At 66.7% G+C, this 22351-nt stretch carries 21 protein-coding genes and 1 riboswitch; of the genes, 6 read left to right on the forward strand and 15 right to left on the reverse strand.

Features of this window, described 5'->3' with window-relative positions; all coding sequences use genetic code 11:
- Positions 1–12: 12 nt before the first annotated feature.
- Positions 13–1005 carry an LD-carboxypeptidase gene (locus tag AC07ZS_RS01935; protein WP_494796946.1) on the forward strand — a complete coding sequence of 331 codons (993 nt, stop codon included), beginning with the start codon at positions 13–15 and terminating at the stop codon, positions 1003–1005.
- Positions 1006–1033: 28 nt separating this feature from the next.
- On the opposite strand, the gene AC07ZS_RS01940 is transcribed toward AC07ZS_RS01935, so the two are convergent.
- Entirely contained in the window at positions 1034–1369 is a 336-nt protein-coding gene (locus AC07ZS_RS01940) for a hypothetical protein (RefSeq protein WP_494796947.1), read from the reverse strand.
- Between the two features lie 308 nt (positions 1370–1677).
- Between AC07ZS_RS01940 and AC07ZS_RS01945 the strand changes: the two genes are divergently transcribed.
- Both AC07ZS_RS01945 and AC07ZS_RS01950 read left to right on the forward strand, forming a co-directional pair.
- A complete protein-coding gene (locus AC07ZS_RS01945) occupies positions 1678–2622 on the forward strand; it encodes an FHA domain-containing protein (RefSeq protein ID WP_494796948.1) in 945 nt (314 codons plus the stop codon).
- 90 nt (positions 2623–2712) lie between these two features.
- Positions 2713–5223: a penicillin acylase family protein gene (locus AC07ZS_RS01950; protein ID WP_494796949.1), complete on the forward strand. Its 2511-nt coding sequence runs from the start codon at positions 2713–2715 to the stop codon at positions 5221–5223.
- A 6-nt stretch (positions 5224–5229) separates the two neighbouring features.
- On the opposite strand, the gene AC07ZS_RS01955 is transcribed toward AC07ZS_RS01950, so the two are convergent.
- From AC07ZS_RS01955 to AC07ZS_RS01975, 5 genes are read right to left on the reverse strand one after another with little or no spacing between them, the layout of a single operon-like run.
- Positions 5230–6030 carry an ABC transporter ATP-binding protein gene (locus AC07ZS_RS01955; protein WP_494796950.1) on the reverse strand — a complete coding sequence of 267 codons (801 nt, stop codon included), beginning with the start codon at positions 6028–6030 and terminating at the stop codon, positions 5230–5232.
- 26 nt (positions 6031–6056) lie between these two features.
- Entirely contained in the window at positions 6057–7199 is a 1143-nt protein-coding gene (locus AC07ZS_RS01960; RefSeq protein ID WP_494796951.1) for a succinylglutamate desuccinylase/aspartoacylase family protein, read from the reverse strand.
- Between the two features lie 24 nt (positions 7200–7223).
- The gene (locus AC07ZS_RS01965) at positions 7224–7937 is read right to left on the reverse strand and encodes an ABC transporter permease (protein ID WP_494796952.1); all 714 of its coding nucleotides are present in this window, start codon (positions 7935–7937) and stop codon (positions 7224–7226) included.
- A gap of 13 nt (positions 7938–7950) precedes the next feature.
- Positions 7951–8637 (reverse strand): ABC transporter permease, encoded by a 687-nt coding sequence (locus AC07ZS_RS01970; RefSeq protein ID WP_494796953.1) that lies wholly within the window; start codon positions 8635–8637, stop codon positions 7951–7953.
- Positions 8638–8649: 12 nt separating this feature from the next.
- Positions 8650–9483: an ABC transporter substrate-binding protein gene (locus AC07ZS_RS01975; RefSeq protein WP_494796954.1), complete on the reverse strand. Its 834-nt coding sequence runs from the start codon at positions 9481–9483 to the stop codon at positions 8650–8652.
- Between the two features lie 242 nt (positions 9484–9725).
- Between AC07ZS_RS01975 and hemP the strand changes: the two genes are divergently transcribed.
- The gene (gene hemP / locus AC07ZS_RS01980) at positions 9726–9947 is read left to right on the forward strand and encodes a hemin uptake protein HemP (protein ID WP_494796955.1); all 222 of its coding nucleotides are present in this window, start codon (positions 9726–9728) and stop codon (positions 9945–9947) included.
- A gap of 143 nt (positions 9948–10090) precedes the next feature.
- Positions 10091–11791: an AMP-binding protein gene (locus AC07ZS_RS01985; RefSeq protein ID WP_494796956.1), complete on the forward strand. Its 1701-nt coding sequence runs from the start codon at positions 10091–10093 to the stop codon at positions 11789–11791.
- A 4-nt stretch (positions 11792–11795) separates the two neighbouring features.
- Here AC07ZS_RS01985 and AC07ZS_RS01990 read toward each other — a convergent pair whose 3' ends face one another.
- The 7 genes from AC07ZS_RS01990 to AC07ZS_RS02020 form a co-directional block, all read right to left on the reverse strand.
- A complete protein-coding gene (locus AC07ZS_RS01990; protein WP_494796957.1) occupies positions 11796–12419 on the reverse strand; it encodes an isochorismatase family protein in 624 nt (207 codons plus the stop codon).
- An 89-nt stretch (positions 12420–12508) separates the two neighbouring features.
- Positions 12509–13729: an FAD-dependent oxidoreductase gene (locus tag AC07ZS_RS01995; RefSeq protein WP_494796958.1), complete on the reverse strand. Its 1221-nt coding sequence runs from the start codon at positions 13727–13729 to the stop codon at positions 12509–12511.
- Complete coding sequence (locus AC07ZS_RS02000; protein ID WP_494796959.1) at positions 13726–14241, reverse strand: (2Fe-2S)-binding protein; 516 nt, start codon at positions 14239–14241, stop codon at positions 13726–13728. The genes AC07ZS_RS01995 and AC07ZS_RS02000 overlap by 4 nt, the downstream gene beginning before the upstream one ends.
- Positions 14238–15101: an FAD binding domain-containing protein gene (locus AC07ZS_RS02005; RefSeq protein WP_494796960.1), complete on the reverse strand. Its 864-nt coding sequence runs from the start codon at positions 15099–15101 to the stop codon at positions 14238–14240. The genes AC07ZS_RS02000 and AC07ZS_RS02005 overlap by 4 nt, the downstream gene beginning before the upstream one ends.
- The gene (locus tag AC07ZS_RS02010) at positions 15101–15853 is read right to left on the reverse strand and encodes an SRPBCC family protein (RefSeq protein WP_494796961.1); all 753 of its coding nucleotides are present in this window, start codon (positions 15851–15853) and stop codon (positions 15101–15103) included. Before AC07ZS_RS02010 ends, AC07ZS_RS02005 begins: the two co-directional genes overlap by 1 nt.
- A 9-nt stretch (positions 15854–15862) precedes the next feature.
- On the reverse strand, positions 15863–18166 hold the full coding sequence (locus tag AC07ZS_RS02015) for a xanthine dehydrogenase family protein molybdopterin-binding subunit (protein ID WP_494796962.1): 2304 nt from the start codon (positions 18164–18166) through the stop codon (positions 15863–15865).
- Positions 18167–18177: 11 nt separating this feature from the next.
- Positions 18178–19149, reverse strand: coding sequence for a Bug family tripartite tricarboxylate transporter substrate binding protein (locus AC07ZS_RS02020; protein WP_494796963.1), 972 nt, complete (start codon positions 19147–19149; stop codon positions 18178–18180).
- A 140-nt stretch (positions 19150–19289) separates the two neighbouring features.
- Here AC07ZS_RS02020 and AC07ZS_RS02025 point away from each other — a divergent pair, with 140 nt between their 5' ends.
- Positions 19290–20048: an IclR family transcriptional regulator gene (locus AC07ZS_RS02025; RefSeq protein ID WP_494796964.1), complete on the forward strand. Its 759-nt coding sequence runs from the start codon at positions 19290–19292 to the stop codon at positions 20046–20048.
- 21 nt (positions 20049–20069) lie between these two features.
- On the opposite strand, the gene AC07ZS_RS02030 is transcribed toward AC07ZS_RS02025, so the two are convergent.
- Together AC07ZS_RS02030 and AC07ZS_RS02035 are read right to left on the reverse strand one after the other, a co-directional pair.
- Positions 20070–21113 carry a 2,5-dihydroxypyridine 5,6-dioxygenase NicX family protein gene (locus AC07ZS_RS02030; protein WP_494796965.1) on the reverse strand — a complete coding sequence of 348 codons (1044 nt, stop codon included), beginning with the start codon at positions 21111–21113 and terminating at the stop codon, positions 20070–20072.
- A gap of 19 nt (positions 21114–21132) precedes the next feature.
- The gene (locus tag AC07ZS_RS02035) at positions 21133–21945 is read right to left on the reverse strand and encodes an alpha/beta fold hydrolase (protein ID WP_494796966.1); all 813 of its coding nucleotides are present in this window, start codon (positions 21943–21945) and stop codon (positions 21133–21135) included.
- A 109-nt stretch (positions 21946–22054) separates the two neighbouring features.
- A riboswitch (cobalamin riboswitch) is annotated at positions 22055–22324 on the forward strand.
- Positions 22325–22351: the final 27 nt, after the last annotated feature.

Genomic DNA, 22351 nt, shown 5'->3' on the forward strand with positions numbered 1-22351 from the left:
TCGCCCAACACCATGAGCCACGGTCATACGCACGCCTGCAGCCCCGATTGCAACCACAGCCACCACCACGGCACCAAGCACATCTACATCTACTCGCCCTCCAGTGCCGTGCGCGACAAGGCCGCGTTCCGCCGTGGCGTGGCGCGGCTCAAGGCGCTGGGTCATGAGGTGGAGATCGACGAGGCGGCGCTGTCCAGCCACATGCGCTTCGCGGGCGACGATGCCACGCGCCTGGCCGCCATCGAGCGCGCCACCGCCAGCGGCGCGAACGTGGCGCTGATCTCGCGCGGCGGCTACGGACTCACGCGCATCGTCGGCGACCTGCCTTTCAAGAAGATCGCCAAGGCGATCGAGCGCGGCACCCAGTTCGTGGGCCTGAGCGATTTCACCGCCTTGCAGATGGCGGTGATGGCCAAGACCGGTGCCGTGACCTGGGGCGGCCCGGCGCTGGGCGAGGACTTCGGCGCCGAAGCGCCGGACGACATCATGGAAGCCTGCTTCGACGACCTGCTCGTGGGCCACGGAGAGGGCGCGGGCTGGCGGCTGCCGGTGTCGGACGCGAAGGCGGCCCCGCGCAAGGACGGCGAGGAAGCACCGGTGTTCCGGCTGCGCGGTGCCACGCTGTGGGGCGGTAACCTCAATGTGATCTGCGCGCTCGTGGGCACGCCCTACCTGCCGACCGTCAAGGGCGGCATCCTGTTTCTGGAAGATGCGAACGAGCACCCGTACCGCATCGAGCGGCAACTCACGCAGTTGCTCAACGCGGGCATCATCGGCCAGCAGAAGGCGGTGCTGATGGGTTCGTTCAACCGCTTCAAGCTGGTACCGGGCTACGACCGGGGCTTCAAGCTGCAGACGGTGATCGACTGGATGCGCACGCGCACGAAGACGCCGGTGTTCACGGGCCTGCCGTTCGGGCACGTGCCGACCAAGGTCTTGCTGCCCGTGGGGCGCAAGGTGGATCTGATGGTGGAAGGGCGAGACGCCCTGATCTACTGGGGCTGAGGAGACGCTGGCGGCGCTGCGCGGGAGATCAGGACCGGCGCATGCGCCCGGCGTCGATCAGGCTCTTGGGCACCAGGCCCTGAAACACCGGGGACAGGCTTTGCACCCGGTGCACCGCGAGCGCTTCGCCGTGCAGCTGGCTCAGCACGGCGACCATTTCGGCGCGCGCGAACCACAGGGCGTGCGCGTCGTGCAGGTACTTGAGCTTGCGCGTGAGCTGCGGATTGGCCTTGGCGCCTTCTTCGCCGAGCACCGCGAGCATGGCTTCGCGCACCGGCTCCAGGGACTCGGGCGAGTCCTTGCGCGTCTCAGGGCTGAGAAGGGCGGAGATGCTGTTGCGGATACCGGGTTTGAACCAGCGCATGGGAGTGGCCTCAACGACTTTGTATTAATTGGACACAGGATACGTCGCAGAACCACAAACTTGCAATCGGGAAAGTTTGACAAGACTCAAAAAACAACAAATAAATCATATGTTTATCGTCGATTTTTGAGCGATTGCATGAGGTATGTAGTACCTTTTTACGCTTTTATTAACAAACTGCTTCATCTCGGGCCTTCGCACCGCGCCCCCTTCACGGGCCGGTTTCGGGGTGTTGGAGGAGCGGTTTTCCGACACGAGTGTTCACCTCAGGTGGTGTGTTGTAATCCAGCCGACAAGTCTTCTCTCCTATGGCCGAACTGACAATTGCTTTCGTGGATCTGACGGGTAGCGTCTCGGTGTTTGAAACACTGGGTAACGACCGCGCCACCAAGGCCGTCACCAAGCTGACGCAGTGGATCGGCTCCATGGGCGTGGAGAACGGCGGCACGGTGGTCAAGATGCTGGGCGACGGCGTGCTGATGTCGTTTGCCAACAACCGCAACGCGGTGGACGCGATGGTGCTGATCCAGCAGGAACACGCCAAGCGGGTCATGCAGTGGCCCGACCGCCTCAAGCTCATGATGCAGATTGGCATGGCGCGTGGACAGGTCGTGGTGGTCGACGGCGATTGTTTCGGCGATGCGGTCAACGTGGCCTCGCGCCTGAGCGACCTGGCCGGCCCCGAACAGATCATGGCCACCGACACGGTGATCCGCAAACTCGGCCCACGGCACGGCGTGCGCAGCCGCAGCCTGGGCCCCATGCGGATCAAGGGCCGGGTGGAGCCCTGCGAAGTGTTCCGGGTCGAGTGGCAGCCCGAAATGCTGTCCGAGTTCCTCACGCTGCCGGCCGACCTGCACGCCTTGAGCCCGGTGCGGGAGTCGGTGTTCGGCGGGTTCGAGCTGTCGTGGCTGGACACCACGCAGGCGTTCAGCCTGACCGACCTGCCGATGAAGATCGGCCGCGTGCCCGAGGCCGATTTCATCGTGAGCGACCCGCGCGTCTCGCGCCTGCATGCCAGCATCGACATCCGCTCGGGCAACTACGTGCTCGAAGACATCAGCAGCTATGGCACCTGGGTGCGGTTCGGCACCGGCGACAACGTGATTGCCCTGCGGCGCCAGGAGTGCCTGTTGCACAGCGACGGCGAGATCGCCATGGGCGCGCCTTTCAGCGATTTCAGCGCGCCGACGGTGCGCTTCCGGCTGGTCGATGGCCAGATGTCGATCGCACCGATCGGCATCGAGAAGTAAGACAAAAACAAGAGGACGCGGCACAGGCCGCAACGCGGTGCGCAACACCACGCGCCGCGAATTACAGCTAGAGATGAGCGGGGACATTTCGTGCGCTGGATCAAACGACTCTTTGCCTTGCTGTCGCTGCTCGTGGTACTGGCGCTCGCGCTGGCCGCCTTCTACGCCTGGCGCAGCCTGCCGAAAACCGAGGGCAGCCTCAATCTGGGCGGGCTGTCGGCACCGGTGAAGGTGCACCGCGATGCGAGCGACGTCACGCACATCCTGGCCGGCAAGCCGCGCGATGCCTGGATGGCCATGGGCTACGTGCACGCGCAGGAGCGGGGCTGGCAGCTGGAGTTCAACCGCCGCATCATGCGCGGCACGCTCTCCGAGGTGCTCGGGCCGACCACGCTGGAGACCGACAAGCTCATGCGCACGCTGGGCATCCGCCACGCCGCACGCCGGCAGCTGGAAGCCCTGCCGGCCGAGGCCCGCGAAGCCCTGCAGGCCTACAGCGACGGCGTGAACGCCTTCTTCGCCCACACCGAGCAGTTGCCTTCACCGGAATTCCTGCTGCTGGGCATCAGCCCGCGCGAAGAGGCCGCTGCGGGGCGTTACTGGGACCCGGTGGATTGCGTGGCCTGGTCGCTCATGATGGCGCTGGACCTCGGCGGCAACTGGGGCAACGAATTCGCCCGGCTCACGGCGCTGGAAGCGATCGACACCAAGGCCCTGTGGGAGCTGTTCCCGCCATACCCGGGCGAACAGCCCGCGGCCACGGCCGACCTCGCCAGGCTCTACCGCGAACTCGGTGTCTACCGGGGCAAAACGGTCACCACCTCGAAGGCCGACGCGCCGACGCCGGGCCTGCTGGCTTCGGTGCGCGAGCAGATCGGCACGGACATGCAACGCTGGGCCGACGAGCTGGGCAACATCGAAGGCAAGGGCTCGAACAACTGGGTGGTCAACGGCTCGCGCACCGCCTCGGGCATGCCCTTGCTGGCGAACGACCCGCACCTGGGCCTGAGCGCGCCGGCGATCTGGTACTTCGCGCACCTGCAGGCGCCCGATGCCGACGGCATCAAGGGCATGGACGTGATCGGCGCCACACTGCCGGGCACCCCCTTCGTGGTGCTCGGCCGCACGCAGCAGGTGGCCTGGGGCTTTACCAACACCGGCCCGGACGTGCAGGACCTCTACCTGGAGCAGATCAACCCCGCGAATCCCGCGCAGTACCGCGTGCCATCTCCCGGTGGTGAGCCGGCCTGGGCCAACTTCGGCCTGCGCATGGAGACCATCCAGGTCAAAGGGCAGCCCGATGTGAGCCACATGGTGCGCAGCACCCGCCATGGCCCTGTGCTCAGCGATGCGCAGGCGCGCCACGGCGAAGTGCTGAACACCGGCCGTTTCGTGCTTTCGCTGCGCTGGACCGCGCTGGACGCGGACAACCGCAACGTGATCGCCACTCTGGAGTCGAACCGCGCGCAGTCGGTCGACGACCTCCAGCAGGCGTTCCGCGATTTCCATTCACCGATGCAGAGCGTGGTGATGGCCGATCGCAGCGGCCGCATCGCTTACAAGGCCGCCGGCCGCGTGCCCCTGCGCTCGCCGGAGAACGACATCCGCGGTGTCGCCCCCGCGCCGGGCTGGGACCCGCGCTACGACTGGGCCGGTTGGCTGCCCTACGAGGACACGCCGCAGGACGACGGCGCGCGCGGCTGGATCGCCACCGCCAACCAGCGCATCCACGCGGCGGACTACCCGCACTTCCTGACCCAGGACTGGGCCGCGCCCTATCGCCAGGAGCGCATCGAGGCGATGCTGGCGCAGACCCCCAAGCACACGCTGGAGTCGTTCCGTGACATGCACGCCGACCAGCAGTCGGCCGCCACGGTGCGCCTGCTGCCGTTCCTGCAGAAGGCCACCTCGGACCACCCGCTGGCCGGGGCAGCGCAGGCCGCGTTGCGCGATTTCAAGGGCGAGATGCGGGCCGATTCCGCCGCGCCGCTGATCTACAGCGCCTGGGTAGACGCCTTCACGCGCCGCGTGGTGGGCGAGCGCCTGGGCCAGGCCCGCTTTGAAGGCATGTACGGCAAGCGCCTGTTCCGCAACGCGGTGGAAGGCATTCTGGAGCGCGACGACGCGAGCTGGTGCGGCACCGGGGGTTGCGCTGCGGCCAGTGGCCTGGCCTTGACCGATGCCTTGAACAAGCTGCAGGCGGTGCAGGGCGCCGATGTGGCGGCCTGGCGCTGGGGCGATGCCCACCCGGCGATCTCGGCCCACCGCCCGTTCAACAACGTGAAGCCGCTGGCGGCGCTCTTCGACGTGCGCATCCCCACCGGGGGCGACCCCTTCACCGTCAACGTGGGGCAATACCACCTCGACAAGGCGGATGCGCCGTATGCCAACCGCCATGCCGCCAGCCTGCGCGCGGTCTACGACCTCGCGGACCTGGACAACTCGCGCTTCATCTACCAGACGGGGCAGAGCGGCAACGTGTTTTCGGGCCGCTACCGCGACATGAGCGAGACCTGGGTGGCCGTGCAGTACCGCGTGCTGGCGATGAAGCCGGCGCAGTGGCAATCGACGCTGGAGCTGCGGCCGCCGGCCGCGCCCTGAGGCGCCTTACTTCAGGTTGCCCGAGAGGAACTGGGCGAGCCGCTCGCTCTTGGGCCGGGCCAGCACGTCCTTTGGCACGCCCTGTTCCTCGATGCAGCCCTTGTGCAGGAAGATCAGGTGCGAGGAGACCTCGCGCGCGAAGCCCATTTCGTGCGTCACCACGACCATGGTGCGGCCTTCCTCGGCCAGCAGCTTCATCACGCGCAGCACCTCGCCCACGAGTTCGGGGTCGAGCGCGCTGGTGGGTTCGTCGAACAGCATCACGTCGGGTTCGACCGCCAGCGCCCGGGCAATCGCCACACGCTGCTGCTGGCCGCCGCTCATGTGCGAGGGGTAGCGGTCTTCAACACCTTTGAGGCCCACGCGCTCCAGGTAGCGGCGCGCGGTCTCCACCGCCTTGTCCTTGGGGATGCCCAGCACGTTGACCGGCGCCTCGATGATGTTCTGCAACACCGTCATGTGGGCCCAGAGGTTGAAGTGCTGGAACACCATGGCGAGCTTGGTGCGCAGGCGCTGCAGCTGCGCGGCGTTGACCGCGCGCAGTTCGCCGTGGCGATCGGCCTTGAGCTGCAGCTCTTCGCCACCGAGCACGATGCGCCCGCTGTTGGGGTGTTCGAGCAGGTTGATGCAGCGCAGCAGCGTGCTCTTGCCCGAGCCCGAGCTGCCGATCAGGCTGATCACGTCGCCCGCATTGGCTTGCAGGGACACGCCCTTGAGCACCTCGTTCGCACCGAAGCGCTTGTGGATGTCCTGCACCTCCAGCAGCGGGCGGCCGGGCGTTCGGTTGGCGGTGGGTTCTGCAGTCATGTTCGATGCCCGATGAAAAGGAAAACTCAGGCGCCCAGCAGGTCGCCCGAGCGGAACGGCGTCTCGCCGGCGATCTTGCCGACTTCGCCGCCTGAAACCACATAGCGTTCGCGCACGGCGGCATAGAGCACCCCTGCCACCTCGGCACGCACTTCATGAACGCGTGCGGCGCCCGCTGCGGTGGGATCGATGACCTCGGCCACCACATCCCCTTCGGCGACGGTGGCGCCAGGCTGCACCTGGAAGACCAGCACACCGGGCACGGGCGAGCGCAGCGTCTGCGAGCCCGCCAGCGGCGTGGGCTTGCAGGCCAGTGGCGGCAGCGGCGGGGTCGGCGCGTTGTTGCGCAGGACCCCGGCGTGCGCCAGGAAGGCGAGGATCGCTTGTGCGTCCCGGCGGGCGTGCTCGTGCGACACATCGGCTTCGCCGCGCAATTCCACGGTGGTGCTGGCGCAGGCCTGGGGCAGGGGGGCCTTGACACCCGCCGCCTGCAACGCGGCGGCCAATTGCCACCAGAGGCCGGAGAGGCGTTCGTCGAACGGCCCGCCCCCGGACTCCTTCGCCAGCAGCACGGCCTGGCAGCCCAGCAGGCGCGCCAGCGGTTCAAAGGGCGGCCAGCAGGCCTCCTCGCTGTAGAGGTGCATCACGGCCTCGGTGTCGCAATGCAGGTCCAGCACCAGGTCGGCGTCGTGCGAGAGCAGCAGCAACTGGCGGCGCTGGCTTTCGAGTTCGCTGCCGGGTTGCCACTGGCTCAGCCACTCGCCCACGAGCTGGCGCACCACCGCCACGTTGGCGTTCGCGTCAGCGCCCATGCGGGGGATGGCGTCGGTCAGCACGGCGGCGGCCATGTCGGGGTAGTGGCGGTTGAAGTTCTGCGCGGTGTCGAACTCGAAGCGGCCCATGGCGCGGTGGTCCAGCCGCTGGCTCAGGCCGATCGGGTTGGCGGCCGGCACCAGGACGATCTCACCCCGCAGCGGTCCGGCCTTCTCGGCCGCTTCCAGCGACTGGCGCAGGTGGTGGGCCACCAGCATGCCGGGCAGTTCTTCGGCATGCAGGCTGGCCTGGATGTAGACCTTGGGCCGGGCACCGGGCGCGCCGAAGTGAAAGCCCACGAGGGTTTTCTGGCTGCCCAGGCTGGGACTCAGCAGGGGGTACTCGATCCGTTGCATGGGGGGCGACCTGGTGCTGGGCGCTCAATGCCCGCGCGGGGCCAGATGGGCCAGGAAGCGCCGTTCAGCGAGTTTGAACATGCCCACCAGGCTGAACGTGATGGTGAGGTAGATCGCGGCGGCGAAGATGTAGGCCTCGAACGGGAGGTAGTAGTCGGAGTAGATGCGGCTGGCGGCGGCGGTCACGTCGAGCATGGCCGGCACGGTGCTGGCCAGGCTGGTGGCGTGCAGCATCATCACCACCTCGTTGCTGTACGCCGGCAAGGTCCGCCGCATGGCGCTGGGCAGGACGATGCGCCGCATCGCCATGGCCGGGCTCATGCCCATGGCCTGGGCGGCCTCGATCTCGCCCGCCGCGGTTTCGCGGATGGCGCCGGCCAGCATCTCCGCCGTGTAGCCGGCCGTGTTCAGGCTGAAGGCCAGCAAAGCGCAGAAGAACGGCTCCTTGAAATGCGTCCACGGCCAGACGTCGTTCCAGCGCGCCTGGATCCAGTCCAGCTGCGCCAGGCCGTAGTAGATGAGGTAGAGCTGGATCAGCAGCGGCGTGCCGCGGATCACGTAGGTGTAGGCACCGACGATCCAGCGCAGGGGCGCGATCGAACTGGTCAGCGCCAGCGCGAAGAGCAGCGCGAGCACCGCGCCGACGCCCAGCGAGGACAGCAACAACCACACGGTCGTGATCAGGCCCTCGCCGTACATGGCCAGGTTCGCGGGCTGGAAGATGACTTCCCACTTCATGTGCGGGTGTCCATCAGGTGTGGGCGCGCTTCACGCCGAGGCTGAAGCGCCGTTCCAGCCGGCGCAGCGCCCAGAGCGACACCGAGGTGTAGATCAGGAACAGCGCGGCGGCGAACAGGAAGAAGGTGAAGGGCTCGCGGGTGGCCGCGCTGGCCTGCTTGGCCAGGTAGGTCATTTCCTTCAGGCCGATCAGGCTGATCAGCGCGGTGGCCTTGATGAGCACCAGCCAGTTGTTGGTGAAGCCGGGCAGGGCGTAGCGCACCATCTGCGGCGCGGTGATGCGCATGAAGGTGCGCACCGGTCCCATGCCGAAGGCCCAGGCAGCTTCCATCTGGCCCTTGGGGATCGAGAGAATGGCACCCCGGAACGTCTCCGTCATGTAGGCGCCGTAGATGAAGCCGATGGTGAGCACGCCCGCGAGGAAGGGGTTGATGTCCACCGACGACTTGCTGCCGGTCGCCGCCAGCAGGTGGTTGAGACCGATGGTGCCGCCGTAGAAGATCAGCAGCATCAGCACCAGCTCGGGGATGCCCCGAACCAGCGTGGTGTAGACGGTGGCCACCCCCACGAGAAGGGGGCGGCCGGAGAGCTTGGCGACCGCGCCCAGCAGCCCCAGCAGGATGGCCACCACCAGGGCGGCCAGGGAAACGCCCACCGTGAGGAGGGCGCCCTGCAGGATCGAGGCGAAGTAACCGGACAAAACGGGGACGGCTTAGTTGCCGTACACGTCGAAGTCGAAGTACTTCTTGGCGACCGTCTCGTAGACGCCGTTGGAGCGGATGGCCTTGATGGCCGCGTTCAGCTCGTCCTTGAGCGCGGTCTCGCCCTTGCGCAGCGCCACGCCCACGCCGGTGCCGTAGTACTTGGCCTCGTTCAGCACGGGGCCGACGAAGCCGTAGCCGGCGCCTTCAGGCTTGCGCAGGAAACCGCCGTTGACTTCCACCTGGTCGGCCACGGTGCCATCCAGACGGCCGGACTTGATGTCCAGGTAGACCTGGTCCTGGGCTTCGTAGGGGACGATGCTCACGCCTGCGGGCTTGAGTTCACCCATGGCGTACTTCTCTTGCGTGCTGCCCTTGAGCACGCCGATCTTCTTGCCCTTGAGCGAAGCCGGGTCGGTGTAGGCCGTGCCGGTCTTGACGACGATGCGGCTGGGGGTGAAGTAGTACTTGTCCGTGAAGTCCACGACCTGCAGGCGCTCTTCGGTGATGGACATGGAGCTGATGATCGCGTCGTACTTCTTGGCTTGCAGACCGGGGATCATGCTGTCCCACACCTGTTCCACGTACACGCACTTGCGCTTGATCTGGGCGCAAAGCGCGTCGGCGATGTCCACGTCGAAGCCGGTGGGCTTGCCGTCGGCGGTCTTGAAGGTGAACGGCTCGTAGGTCGGGTCGATCGCCACCTTGAGTTCCGGCATCTCGGCCGGAGCGGGCGCGGCGGCAGGGGCCGCAGCGGGTGCCGCCGGTGCCGGCGCTTCGGTTTTGCCGCAACCCACCAGGGCAGCGGCGCCAATCAGGCTCAGGGAAAGGAAGAGGTTCTTCATGAAATGTCTTTCGTTTGATTACCGCTCGAAACGCGGCAGTGACAGGCTTTCGCATTGTAGATCTCGCCCTTTGAATGGACGGACGGGCGAGCCCGGTGTTTCCCCGGATAGGCATAGCAACAACCGAGCCGGCCCATGTTGGTGCACGCGGTTTCAGCCTGCTGAAATTTTTCTTGAATCAAATGAGAATCAATCGCATTTATGAGATAACTGCATGCATTGCTGACCCAGGAGTGAATGCCATGCAGACCTTGTCGATCACCCGTCCACTGTTGCGTGTGCCACGGCGTGTGGCGGATGAGCACGACGTGCAAGCTGCCGGTGCCCCGATCGCGCTGGAGGTGCCTTCGAGCATTGACAGTCTGTCGCTGCTGCGTGGTGGCAAGTGCGTGCAGATTGCGCACAACGGCTCGATGTACAAGCTGCAGTCCACCAAGCTGGGCAAGCTGATCCTGACCAAGTAGTTTTTTTCGTGGGGCGACCCTGGGGCGTGGTTCTCAGGCGTCGTTTTTGCTAGCCATCGGCAACGCCGGCCAGCCATGCATTTTTTCCCCGCGAGGTGATCGAGCAGAATCCGGGTGTCCCAGCCACAAGACACCGAGGAACCATGACTGCTTCCACCGCTTCCTTTCTGGCCGCCCGAGACTTCCTTCTGACCCACCGGCAGGACTACGAGCGCGCCTACCGCGACTTCCAGTGGCCGGTGCTCGACGAGTTCAACTGGGCGCTGGACCATTTCGACCCGATGGCGCGCGGCAACGACGCCCCCGCGCTGCACATCGTGGGCGAAGACGGCAGCGAGGTAAAGCGCTCCTTCGCCCAGATGGCCGAGCGCTCATCGCAGGTGGCCAACCATTTGCGAGGCCTGGGGGTGAAGCGGGGCGAGCGCATCCTGCTGATGCTGGGCAACGAGCTGCCGCTCTGGGAAGTGATGCTCGCGGCAATGAAACTGGGCGCTGTGCTGATCCCGGCCACCGCCTTGTTGACGGCCGACGATCTGCGCGACCGGCTCGAACGCGGACAGGTGAGGCACGTGGTCGCGGCCAGCGCGCAGACCGGCAAGTTCGAGGGCCTGGCGGGCGACTACACGCGCATCAGCGTGGGGGAGGGCGTACCGGGCTGGCGGCGCTTCGAGGACGCCGCGACGGCGGCCACCGCCTTCACCCCCGATGGCCCCACGCGCGCCACCGACCCGTTGCTGCTCTACTTCACCTCCGGCACCACCTCCAAACCCAAACTGGTGCTGCACACGCACCAGAGCTACCCGGTCGGCCACCTGGCGACCATGTACTGGATCGGGCTGTTGCCCGGTGACGTGCACCTGAACATCTCTTCGCCGGGCTGGGCCAAGCACGCCTGGAGCTGTTTCTTCGCGCCCTGGAATGCCGGGGCCTGCATCTTCATCTACAACTACGCGCGTTTCGATGCGCCGGGCCTGCTGTCGGTGCTGGAGCGCCACCGCGTGACCAGCCTGTGCGCCCCGCCGACGGTGTGGCGCATGCTGATCCAGGAAGACCTGGCGGCGCGGCGCGGGCGCCTGAGCCTGCGCGAGGTGATCGGTGCGGGCGAACCGCTCAACCCCGAAATCATCGAGCAGGTGCAGGCCGCCTGGGGCCTGAGCCTGCGCGACGGCTACGGCCAGACCGAGACCACCGCCCAGATCGGCAACCCGCCGGGCCAGCGGCTCAAGCCCGGCTCCATGGGGCGCCCCTTGCCCGGTTACCGGATCGACCTGCTCGACGTGGACGGCCAGCCCGCCAGCGAGGGCGAGGTGTCCTTGCCCCTGGCTCAGCGCCCGCTGGGCCTGATGGCCGGCTATCAGGGGAACCCGTCGCAGAACGAAGACGCCATGCGCGACGGGTACTACCACACCGGCGACATCGCGCAGCGGGATGCCGACGGCTACATCACTTTCGTGGGCCGTGCCGACGACGTGTTCAAGGCGTCGGACTACCGCATCAGCCCCTTCGAGCTGGAAAGCGCGCTAATGGAACACGAGGCGGTCATGGAAGTGGCCGTGGTGCCCAGCCCGGACCCGGTGCGCCTGGCGGTGCCCAAGGCCTACCTGATCCTGCGCCCGGGTGTTCAGGCCGGCCCCGAGCTCGCACAGGCCATCTTTGCGTTCTCGCGCGAACACCTGGCGCCCTACAAGCGCATCCGGCGGCTGGAGTTCGTCCAGGAACTGCCCAAGACCATCTCGGGCAAGATCCGCCGCGTGCAACTGCGCACCGAAGAGTCCCAACGGGTGGCGGCAGGGCAGCGCGGCGGCGGCGCGTTCCACGAAGAGGATTTTCCGGCGCGCCCGTAGCCGATCAGCCGCGCCGTTCGATCTGGCTTTTCAGCAGGTCGACCAGGGTGTCCGTGGGCGTCACGTCGGCGTATTTGCTCGCCATGTCGAACAGGTTGACCGCGTGCGAGGTTTGCGATCGGTCGTAAACAGCATCCTGTGGCACGACCACCTTGAAATTGAGCGCGCAGGCGTCCACCACCGTGGCGCGCACGCAGCCGCTGGTGGTGCAGCCGGTGACCACGACGGTGTCGACACCGAGGCTCACCAGGTAGCTCGTGAGAGCCGTGCCGTGGAAAGCGCTGGCCTGGAACTTCGGGATGGTGATGTCGCCTTCGCGCGGTGCGACCTCGGCGACGAAGGCATACGCCTGCTCCGGTACGTCCATCACACCGGGAACCTTGGTCTCGAACTGGCCGCGGTTGTGCGCTGACTTGTGCGCCACGTAGGGATACAGGATGGGCGCGTTGAGTTGACGGAACGTCTCGACCAGCCGCGCGATGTGAGGCACCGCCCGCCAGCCGTACTCGCCGCAGCTGGTGGGCAGGGTGAGAATGGCCTCCTGGATCGGCAAGGGCTGCTCGCCCATGGATCGGTATTGCACATCGATCACCAGCAGCGCCGGTCGTTTTCCGATGCCGCTGGGCATGCCCCAGCCAGACTGGCGGTAGATCGCTTGCTCTTCAGGAGGGATGACCCCGTCCCAAGGGCGCGCTTGAGGATCTGCAACGGTCATGTTCAGATCCCCACCGTGGTCGCGTCGTACGACACCAACCAGTCGTAGCGCTCGCGCACGGCCTGAGGCGCCCAGGCCTTCTGAATGTAGGGGCGTGCGGTCTCGATGCTTTGCAGCGCCGGGCTGTGGAACACATGCAGCATGTCGAGCGAACTGGCCTTGGTCTGGTTGGCGCGCGAAACACGGGCGGTGTCGTAGCGCCGCAGTGCGCCCGCCACGTCATCCGACGACTCGGCGAGGCAGCGCGCCAGCACGTAGGCATCTTCCATGGTCACGTTGACACCCATGCCCAGGTAAGGCGTCATCGAATGGCAGGCGTCGCCGACCAGCGTGACGTGTCCCTTGGACCAGGCCTCCAGCGGATCGCGCACGAAGAGACCCCAGCGGAACAGGTTCTCCGATTCGATGAACAGGTCCAGGATGTCCTGGTGCCAGCCCTCGAAATCCTTGAGCGCGTCGGCAAGCTCGCCGCGCTCCGACCACGATTCGGTCTGCCACATGTCGCTGTCGACCTGGGCCGAGAAGCTCACGAACTGCTCGCCGTTGCGCTGCACAGGGTAGGTGGTGACGTGCGCGGTCGGTCCGATCCAGGTCGAGGCCAGGGGCCTGCGGTGTTGCGGCTTGAGCCGCGACATCGCCGCGAGTCCGCGCCAGGCATTGGCACCGGTGTAGCGGGCCGGCGCCTCGCCGAAGAGGGACTGACGAACGCGCGAATGCGCGCCGTCGCAACCGACCACCACATCGCCCTCGACGAAACCTCCGCCGTCGAGCAACAGCCGCGCACGGCCATCGACCGTGTCAGCGCCCAGCGTGCGCACACCGAAATGCACCGCATCCGGCTTGAGAGCGATCACGGCCTCGAACAGCACGCGCTGCAGCTCGGCGCGCAGCACCTGGATCAGCGTGTGGTCGGCCTTGGAGGACTGGGTATCGCGGTTGTAGACCGAGTGTTCTTCGCCGGTCTTCCAATAGCGCACGACACGGTCCTGGGGCGGGAGGTTGATGGCTTCGACCGTCTTCTTCAGGCCCAGCGTGTCGAGCACCCTGCCTCCGTTGGCCGAGATCCACAAACCGGCCCCCACCTCGCGCAGCTCCGACGACTGTTCGTAGACGTCGACATCCATGCCCATCTTCAGCAGCGCCACGGCAAGCGTGAGCCCGCCCATACCAGCCCCCGCGATGATCACGTGAGGGCGCTTGTCTCGTTGTACCTTGTCTGTCATTGTTGCTCCGATGAAAAACGTTCTGGGTGGTGGGCGAGGTCCAGAATGGCCTCGATGATCTTGACGTAGCCGGTGCATCGGCAGAGGTTGCCGCGCAGGTAATGTCGAACGGTGTCCTCCGTCGGCCGGGGGTCGACGGCGAGCAGCGATTTCACGGCCAGGATCATTCCCGGCGTGCAGAAGCCGCATTGCAGTGCGCCATGGGCGATGAAGGCCCGCTGCACAGGGTCCAGTCGCCCGCCGGCGGCGACGCCTTCGATGGTGGTCACACTGCGCTCGTGCACATCGCTGCACAGCGTGGTGCAGCTGGAGGCGGGCATGCCGTCCACCAGCACGGTGCAGGCGCCGCACACCTGCACATCGCAGGAACGCTTGGTGCCTTTGAGGCGCAGGCGGTCGCGCAACACATCGATCAGCATGTCGCGCGGCTCGACGTCGACCGAGGTCGGCTGTCCGTTGAGCGTCATGTCCACGCGCGTGAGGGGAAATTCGTGGGAACTCGAATCGTTCATGTCAGGCAGGCCTCGATGGCGCGCTGGGCCAACACCTGGACCAGGTGGCGCTTGTAGTCCGCACCGCCGTGCAGATCGTCGTGTGCTGGGATGCGCGCGGCTTCGGCGGCCAGCACCGGTGCCAGGCGATTCCAGAGCTCGGTCGGCGGCAGGTCGGCGGGGAGGGCGTTCGCCGCGGTCTCCGTTTCGGGCAGTGGGATGGGCACACCGGTGATGGCGCCGGCCCACAGCGACAGGCGTTGCGGCCCTTCGGGGGACCAGACGGCGGCCACGCCCACGGCGGGGCGCTCGGTGTGTCCAAAGCAGCGGTAGGCCGATCGCGCACCGGGCGGCTGCGGCGGCACTTCGATGGCCACCAGGATTTCGTTTTCTTCGCGCGCCGTGGTGAATTCCCCCAGGTGGAACTCACGCGACGGCAAGGTTCGCGCCGTCTCGTGGCTCGCCAGCACCATGCGCGCGTCCAGTGCGCACAACATGGTGGGGGCATCGGCATGCGGTTCGGCGAAGCACAGGACCCCGCCCAGGGTGCCGGCCACGCGGACCCGGATGTTGGCCACGTTGTCGCTCAGCTCGGCATAGCCCGGCAAGAGCCGCTGCACGAGCGGATCGCGCGCGATGGCATGGTGGGTGGAGAGCGCGCCGATCACCAGCGTGCCGTCCTCGCGCACGTGGATGCGGCGCAGCTCCGGCACTTGCTTGAGGTCGATCACGTGGTCGTAGTGCAGCACGCGCGCCTTCAGCGCCACCAGCAGCTCCGTACCGCCGGCGTGAAACGTGGATTCATCGCCGTACACGGCCTTGAACGCCAGGGCGTCCTCCAGGCTCGTGGGGCGATGAAGTTCAAAACGGGCGGGGCGCATCAGTCCTCCCTCTGACCCAGTCCGGCCGCAACGCCCAGCAGCGGCGCCACCAGCCACCACCAGGGCGCCTGGCCCAGCAGGTGGGCGACATGCGCCACCGCAAAAGCGACCCCGACGCTCACGCCCACGCGGGGCCAGACCAGCACCAGTTCGACGCGGCGCGGTCGGGGCCGTGTCGCTGCGGTCGGCGCCACCGGTGCCGCGCCGGGTCGCGGTGCGACGGCGGTTCGCGCCTGAGGCTTGCTCGCGGTTGCCGCAGGCGCCTGGGCCGCGGAGGGTGCCGGTGCGGCCCCGAACGACGCCAGCTCGTCGCGCAGGCGTTTCTCGAATTCGGCGAACAACTCGTCCGAGCGCTTTTTCACCACCGGGTAGCCCAGCGCGGCCAATCGGCCCGCCACCTGCATCTGCGCGTCCACCGCGAGCCGGCATTGGCGCGGCTGCGTGTCACCCAGCTCTTCCAGATCCACCTTCATGCGCACGTCGATCGTGGTGCCGGTGAATTTGTCGCGACCGTTGGCGCTGAGCTCGACGTGCTTTTCAAGCACGTGCGATTCGAGCGCGATGCGCGTGGGCACCTCCAGTTTGAACGGGCCGATCTTCTGCTTCATCACCGCAGAGAATTCCTTGAGCGGCTCAACCTCGGTGACGTTCTCGCAGCCGGGGATCAACCCGGCGACACGCTGCACATCAAAGAAGATGGCCCAGAGTTGAGCGGCCGTCGCGGGCAGGGTGGCGTCGATCTTGAAATCCATGCAAGTCTCTCATTGGTTTTTGGTTTCGGCCTTGGCGGCCTGCAATGCGCGCCACACGCGCTCCGGCGTCAGCGGCAGCTCCTTGATGCGCACGCCCCAGCCTTGAAAGAGCGCGTTGGCCACGGCAGGGGCCACCGGGAGGATGGCGCCTTCGCCGCCTCCGCGCGCGCCGAACGGCCCGGGGCCGTCGCCGCTTTCGATCAACGTGGTGCCCACGTGCCGCGGCGCGTCTTCCATCGTCGGGACCTTGTAGTCGAACAGGGTGCCGTTGACGACCTGGCCGTCCTCGTACACGTACTCTTCGGACAGCGTGTGTCCCAGGCCCATGACCATGGCGCCTTCATCCTGGCCCTCGGCCGCCTTCCGGTTGATCACATGCCCCAGATCGGCCGCGCCACCCACGCGCGTCACACGGATGGCACCGGTGCCTTCATCGACTTCGATCTCGCAGGCGCCTGCGCCGGTTTCCCAGAACAGCGGTGCGAGCTTGAAATCGCCGTTGCGGGTGTTCGAGTTCACGCGGCCCACGCCCAGAAACTCGCCGGCGGCCATGCCATTGAAGCGGCGCAGCAGGTCGAGGATGGACACCGGCCCGTCCGGTCCTTCAACGCACCCCTCTCCCAGCTGGTACGCCTGCGGTGATCCGCCCAGCACCTGGGCTGCCGTTTCCTGCACCTGGCGCACGATGTCTTCGCAGGCCAGCTGCACGGCCAGGCCGATGATGACCGTCGAACGGCTGGCACCGGTGCCCCAGTCGTAGGGCGCCTGAAGCGTGTCCGGCTCGGCCACGGCGATCCTGCGCAACGGCTGCCCCAGGGCCTTGTGGGCGATGATGCGCAGCACGCCTCGGCTGCCCTGGCCAATCTCCACGGTGTTGGCCGACACGTTGATCGAACCGTCGGCACGCAAGCGCACGATGGCGCCGCCGACCGGGACGATGCCGGGATCGCTCACCCCCACCGCCACGCCTCGACCGCGGCGGCGCGTGTGCGTTGGCTCGGGCAGACGCTCCAGCGCTGCCACGGCTTTGCGCAGCGAGTTGCGCATATCGACATCGAGCGGGCGCAGGTCGGGCTTGATCGTCTGGCCCTTGTCGGCCATGTTGGCCAGACGGAATTCGACCGGATCGCGACCAAGCGCGGCGGCCATGATGTCCATCTGCGATTCGGTGGCCCACACCGCCTGCGGCCCGCCGATGGATCGGAAGGCTGCGCCGGGCACGGTGTTGGTGTACACCCCGACCGCCTCGAGCCGCAGGTTCGGGATGTGATACGGCCCGATGGCGCGGATGGCCGCCTTGATGGCAATGGCCGGGCCCGTGTCGGCGTACGCACCGCCGTTGAGAACGGCGCGGATCGACTTGGCCACGATGCGGCCCGCGCCGTCGACTGCGGTCTTGAGCGCGATCTCGGCGTCGAGTCGCCGGCAGGTCAGCATGGACTCTGCGATGGAAAGGCACACGCGCACCGGCGCGCGCGCCTTCCACGACAAAGCGGCCACCAGGGGGTCGATCTTCACCGACGCCTTGCCGCCGAAGCCGCCGCCGACATAGGGCGAGTGCACGCGCACGCAGGCCAGCGGCACGCCGAGGATTTCGGAACACACGCGCTGAATGGCGGTGGGCGTCTGGCCCCCGCTCCAGATCTCCAGCGATCCGGGTTTCCAGTGCGCCACGCACACATGGGGCTCCATCGCGTAGTGGAACACCATGGGGAAGGTGAAGGTGTCTTCAAAAACCCTCGCGGCGGTCGAAAAGGCCTGGTCGACATCCCCGCAGGCGTACTGCCACTGCTGGAAGATGTTCGTCCCCTCCACAGGCGTTGCTTCGCCGCGGAAGTAGTAGTCCTTGAGCCGGTCCATGTCGTCATGAACCAGCGCCGCGCCTTCGGCCATGGCCTCCTGGGCGGTGGTGGCATAGGGCAGGGTGTCGTAGTCGACGGTGATGGCGTCAAGCGCTTCTTCCGCCGTGCCTTCGTCCACCGCTGCCACGGCGGCCACCGGATCGCCCACGTAGCGGACCTTGTCCAGCGCGATCACGGGCCGATCGCGCAGCGAGAGGCCCCAGCGGATCTCGGTGCCTGGCAGGTCCTTCAGATCGTCACCGGTGAGCACCGCCACCACGCCGGGCATCGCCAAGGCAGCGCTGACATCGATGCGGCGGATGCGCGCATGGGGCACGGTGCTGCGCAGGATCTTCCCGTGCAGCATGCCGGGCACTTCCACATCACTGGCGTAGATCGCCGTGCCGGTGACCTTCTGCAGGTAGTCGGCGCGGGGTTCTTCGTGAAGCGCGAGAGGGAGAGTGGCGTGCATGGCGGCGTGAATCAATCCAGCGTGATGTCGGCGCGCGTGATCACGTCTTTCCACATCGTCGTCTCGCTCGACTGGCGCCTGGTCAGTTCCTCCGGCGAGCTGGAGGCCGGTTCGACGCCGACGGCGTGCAAGCGCTCCTTGACTTCGGCCGAAGCCATGGTCTTCGCGATCTGCGGCCCCAGCTTGGCGACCACGCTCTTGGGCATGCCGGACGGACCGTAGAGCGCAAACCACGTCACCGCCTCGAAGCCGGGGAGCACCGTTTCGGCCAGGGTGGGCACGGTGGGCAAGGCCTGGGCGCGCTTGGCGGTGGTCACCGCCAGCGCCTTGAGTTTGCCGGACTTGATGTGGCCGAGCACCGCCGGGCCTTGTTCAATGGCCATCACGGTGCGGCCGCTGATCAAGTCCACCACCATCGGGCCGCTGCCCTTGTAGTGCACGCTGAACGTGTCGACGCCGGCGCGCTGCTTGAACAGCTCCATGAACACGTGCTGCGAGGTGCCTTTGCCGGCCGAGCCATAGCCGAACTTGCCGGGGTTGGCCTTGAGATAGGCGATCAGATCCTGGATCGTGTCCACCGGCAGCGTGGCGGGCACCACGACATACGAGGGGTTCAGGCCCAGCAACGAAATCGGCTCCACGCGTTGTGCGACCTCTTTCATCCGCTCGTTCAGCTGGGGGAGCACGGAGAACATCGACGACGCACCGATCAGCAGCGTGTGGCCGTCGGCCGGCTGGCGAGACACATGGTCCGCGCCGATCATGCCGGACGCCCCCGCCTTGTTGTCGACCACCGTGGGCTGGCCCCACTCGGCCAGGCCGTTGGCCACCGAACGCGCATACAGGTCGGTGGCACCGCCGGGTGGGTAGGGCGCCACGATGGTGATGAGCTTGCTGGGGTATGCCTGGGCTTGAACGCCCGTGGCGGCGAGGGCAAGGCCAGCACCACAGAGGGCCAGCGCGAATTTTTTCCATGGGGACATGCGGAAACTCCTGAAAGGTTGAGGCCAAGAAGTCTTCGATATTCTGTTTGAGGGAACATCGTTCTGCTGAAGAGAACCTTATTTTGTACAGCAGCACGGCATAATGTCAAGCAGAATGTTTGCCAATCCCTTGCTCGTTCATGACCAAAGACCCAGAGAGTGATCCGAAGCCAGGTGGTGTCGCTGCTGTCGAGCGCGCATTCGCCATCCTCAATGCCTTTCAACCGGGCGACGCCTCGCTGCCGCTGAACGAACTCGCGCGGCGCACGGGGATGTACAAGAGCACGATCCTGAGGCTGATCACCACGCTGGTGCAGGAGCACTGCATCGTGCGGCTGGACGACGGCAGCTACCAGCTCGGCTCCATGCTGCTGCACTGGGGCGGCCTGTACCAGGCGGCGCTTCGCCTAGACGACCATGTGCCGCCCATCCTGCGCCGGCTCGCTCAGGAAACCGGTGAGGGGGCCTCGTTCTTCACCCGAGAGGGGTCGCTGCGCGTGTGCCTGTTCCGCGTGGACTCTTCGCGCTCTGTTCGCGATCACGTGCACACCGGTGATTTGCTGCCGCTGGACAAGGGGGCCGCGGGCCGTGTGCTGGCCGGCTTCGACCGCGCGCTGGTGGATCCGGCCCAGTTTCCGTCTCAGCCCCTGATCGCGACCGTGGGTGAGCGTGAGCCCGATATCGCGGCCATTGCCGCGCCCGTCTTCGGGCCCCAGGGCAGCCTGCGCGGCGCCTTGGCCATTTCCGGACCGGCCATGCGCTTTTCCATCGACCTGGTGCCCGGCATGTCGCAGGCCCTGCTCAAGGCGGCATCGGAGCTGACGCGCCGCCTGGGCGGCGACTCGACCCTGCTCGACCGGGCCGAGTCGATCAACATGATCTCCCGGCCAGCCGTCTGAGCCTGTCCGCCCGGGGCGTTGTCAGGCCCTGTCGCTGTCGACGCGCATCGCCGGATGGATGACGTCACCCTCGCGCAGGATCTGAACATCGTCCAGCCACAGGTTGCAGCGGCGCAGCGGCAGATCGAGGTGGCAGGCGGTGTCGTTGGTGCCGCCGAGTTCGAGATTCGGACCCAGCGAGAACAGCACGTTGCCGTAGAAGGACAGCGCGTTCATCACATGCTCCATCGGCAGCTGGCGAGTGACCGAGAACTGGTACCAGCGCGCTTTCTCGTTCAATCCCCAGCCGATGTGCGAGATGGCGTAGGCGCGGGGATCATGGAAGCTGTCGATGTAGCTCTTGATCAGTTGCGCGTCCATGCCTTCGCCCTGGATGTCCACCACCATCCCCTGGCGAATCTCCAGCGTGACCGGTGACTGCACGTACTGCTTGAAGGCGCACAGGATGTCGCCCGGCTGCAGCACCACGCGGCCGTCCACCGCGCCGTCGTTGCCCTGCGTGAAGGCGAATCCCGAAGGGAAGTGGTCCCAGCGGCCGGGCTCGCGGGTGTAGCCGTACTCCGAAATCACGGGGTACTGGCCCAGCCGGTACGTGACATCCGTGCCTGCATCCGACGTGATGCGCATGCGCGTGGCCTTCTCCAGCAGGCCCTTGGCGTGCTCCACGCGACGCGCCAGGTCTTCTGTGGGGAACATCTGCTTGAGCACGTGAAACGGTTCCATCACGCGCAGAATGCGCACGCCCGCGGCCTGGATCTCGGCTTGCTCGCGCGAGAACAGCAGACCCACCATGTCGATCACCATGCTGGCCGACTTCAGCGTTTGCATCGCCAGGGCGTTGCCCACCAGCGGATGGCGCCCTTGAACCCCGACCGCGTTGTGCTGCGCCCGCCGGACGTTGAGGTTGAAGGTGCGGGCACCCAGGGCCTCCGCCGCCGCCATGAAGGCCTGGGCGTGGTCCTTCCACTCATCCTCCGCCGTCAGCACCACGACGGTTTCACCGGGCTTGACCGCGCAAAGTGTGAGCTCGCGCGTGAACAGCTCCAGCATTTCGACATCCAACATCAATGTTCTCTCCTTGTGATCACGAGCGATCGTGGCGTTCCAGGGTTTCAATCAGAAGGCGGCAGAAGGCCTCCGGGTTCTCGGCCTGCATCTGGTGGCCGACGCCGGCGAGGCGCACGGCGTGAAGCGCGGGGCGCCGGCTGCGCATGTCGTCCACGTCGGTGTCGGCGACCACACCGCCTTCGCCCGCGCAGATCAGCGAGATGGGCAGCTCGCTTTGCGCGAGGTCGGCAAACATGTCCTGGCCATGGAAATCCTCGTTGGCGGCGAAGACCGCACGCTCATCGCAGGTGGACAACCACTCGGCGCGCAATTGCTGCAGCGCTTCGGGCCACGGCGTTGCCGTGCTCGCACGCAATGCCGCTGCCGCTTCGCCGCGCTGTGCAGCACGCAGCAGCGCCAGCGTGCGTGCCAGCGGCACGGGGTAGGGGCGACGGCCTGGGCCGCTGGTGGGTGGGTCCAGAAGGACCAGGGAATGCAGTCGCCCGGCGGCCTGTGCGGCGGCCCGCAAGGCGATGCGCGCGCCCATGGAGTGACCGATGACGATGGGCTGCGGCGCCAGGCCGAGAGCTTCCACGAAAGCGATCAAATCCTGTGCGCACGCATCCAACCCATAGTCCAGGTGCGGGCCCGACTCGGAGAGGCCGCGCCCTCGCACGTCCAGCACGTGGCAGTCGAAACGCGGCACCAGCCGCTCACCCACGTGTGTCCAGAGCGCGGCGGGACTCACGATGCCCGGCACGATGACCACAGGGCGCCCTTCACCCGGGAAGTGCAGGTAGTGCTGGCGGATGCCGTTGGCTCTGACGTGTCCGCCATTTGCGGGACTCATGGGCTTTCCGATGCATGAATGAGAGAGAATGTTTTATTCTGCTTGAGAGAATATCGTTTTGTCAAACAGAACAAACTGAAGGAAGGGCCACATGGCCGCGTATCAACCGCTTACAATTCGCGCGTTGGTGCTCGCGGCGTGGTTCACATGCCGCAGTTCAACGGGAAGCAGGAAGAGGCCAAGGCATTCTGCGCTGGACCACCCCAGCCACGATGCGCCGACGCATCCAACCTGCGCTGCCCCCGCAACGGTCAAACGGACGAAAGCCCCGCCCTTTCAGCATTCATCACACAGCCACTGGACGCCTTGAACAAGCGACTGGGAAGGCGATGCATGCAGCTCCGTCAGCCCGGATACCGGCCAACAAGGTGAGCGCGCACGCTGCATCGGCAGCCACCGCGCTCGT

The organism is Hydrogenophaga sp. GW456-12-10-14-TSB4, from assembly GCF_059424305.1.

Bases quoted from the DNA above. Each gene is read 5' to 3' on its own strand.
- AC07ZS_RS01935 (WP_494796946.1), top strand. From the start codon at position 13: ATGAGCCACGGTCATACGCACGCCTGCAGCCCCGATTGCAACCACAGC.
- AC07ZS_RS01940 (WP_494796947.1), bottom strand. From the start codon at position 1,369: ATGCGCTGGTTCAAACCCGGTATCCGCAACAGCATCTCCGCCCTTCTC.
- AC07ZS_RS01945 (WP_494796948.1), top strand. From the start codon at position 1,678: ATGGCCGAACTGACAATTGCTTTCGTGGATCTGACGGGTAGCGTCTCG.
- AC07ZS_RS01955 (WP_494796950.1), bottom strand. From the start codon at position 6,030: ATGACTGCAGAACCCACCGCCAACCGAACGCCCGGCCGCCCGCTGCTG.
- AC07ZS_RS01960 (WP_494796951.1), bottom strand. From the start codon at position 7,199: ATGCAACGGATCGAGTACCCCCTGCTGAGTCCCAGCCTGGGCAGCCAG.
- AC07ZS_RS01965 (WP_494796952.1), bottom strand. From the start codon at position 7,937: ATGAAGTGGGAAGTCATCTTCCAGCCCGCGAACCTGGCCATGTACGGC.
- AC07ZS_RS01975 (WP_494796954.1), bottom strand. From the start codon at position 9,483: ATGAAGAACCTCTTCCTTTCCCTGAGCCTGATTGGCGCCGCTGCCCTG.
- hemP (WP_494796955.1), top strand. From the start codon at position 9,726: ATGCAGACCTTGTCGATCACCCGTCCACTGTTGCGTGTGCCACGGCGT.
- AC07ZS_RS01985 (WP_494796956.1), top strand. From the start codon at position 10,091: ATGACTGCTTCCACCGCTTCCTTTCTGGCCGCCCGAGACTTCCTTCTG.
- AC07ZS_RS01990 (WP_494796957.1), bottom strand. From the start codon at position 12,419: ATGCCCAGCGGCATCGGAAAACGACCGGCGCTGCTGGTGATCGATGTG.
- AC07ZS_RS01995 (WP_494796958.1), bottom strand. From the start codon at position 13,729: ATGACAGACAAGGTACAACGAGACAAGCGCCCTCACGTGATCATCGCG.
- AC07ZS_RS02000 (WP_494796959.1), bottom strand. From the start codon at position 14,241: ATGAACGATTCGAGTTCCCACGAATTTCCCCTCACGCGCGTGGACATG.
- AC07ZS_RS02005 (WP_494796960.1), bottom strand. From the start codon at position 15,101: ATGCGCCCCGCCCGTTTTGAACTTCATCGCCCCACGAGCCTGGAGGAC.
- AC07ZS_RS02010 (WP_494796961.1), bottom strand. From the start codon at position 15,853: ATGGATTTCAAGATCGACGCCACCCTGCCCGCGACGGCCGCTCAACTC.
- AC07ZS_RS02015 (WP_494796962.1), bottom strand. From the start codon at position 18,166: ATGCACGCCACTCTCCCTCTCGCGCTTCACGAAGAACCCCGCGCCGAC.
- AC07ZS_RS02020 (WP_494796963.1), bottom strand. From the start codon at position 19,149: ATGTCCCCATGGAAAAAATTCGCGCTGGCCCTCTGTGGTGCTGGCCTT.
- AC07ZS_RS02025 (WP_494796964.1), top strand. From the start codon at position 19,290: ATGACCAAAGACCCAGAGAGTGATCCGAAGCCAGGTGGTGTCGCTGCT.
- AC07ZS_RS02030 (WP_494796965.1), bottom strand. From the start codon at position 21,113: ATGTTGGATGTCGAAATGCTGGAGCTGTTCACGCGCGAGCTCACACTT.
- AC07ZS_RS02035 (WP_494796966.1), bottom strand. From the start codon at position 21,945: ATGAGTCCCGCAAATGGCGGACACGTCAGAGCCAACGGCATCCGCCAG.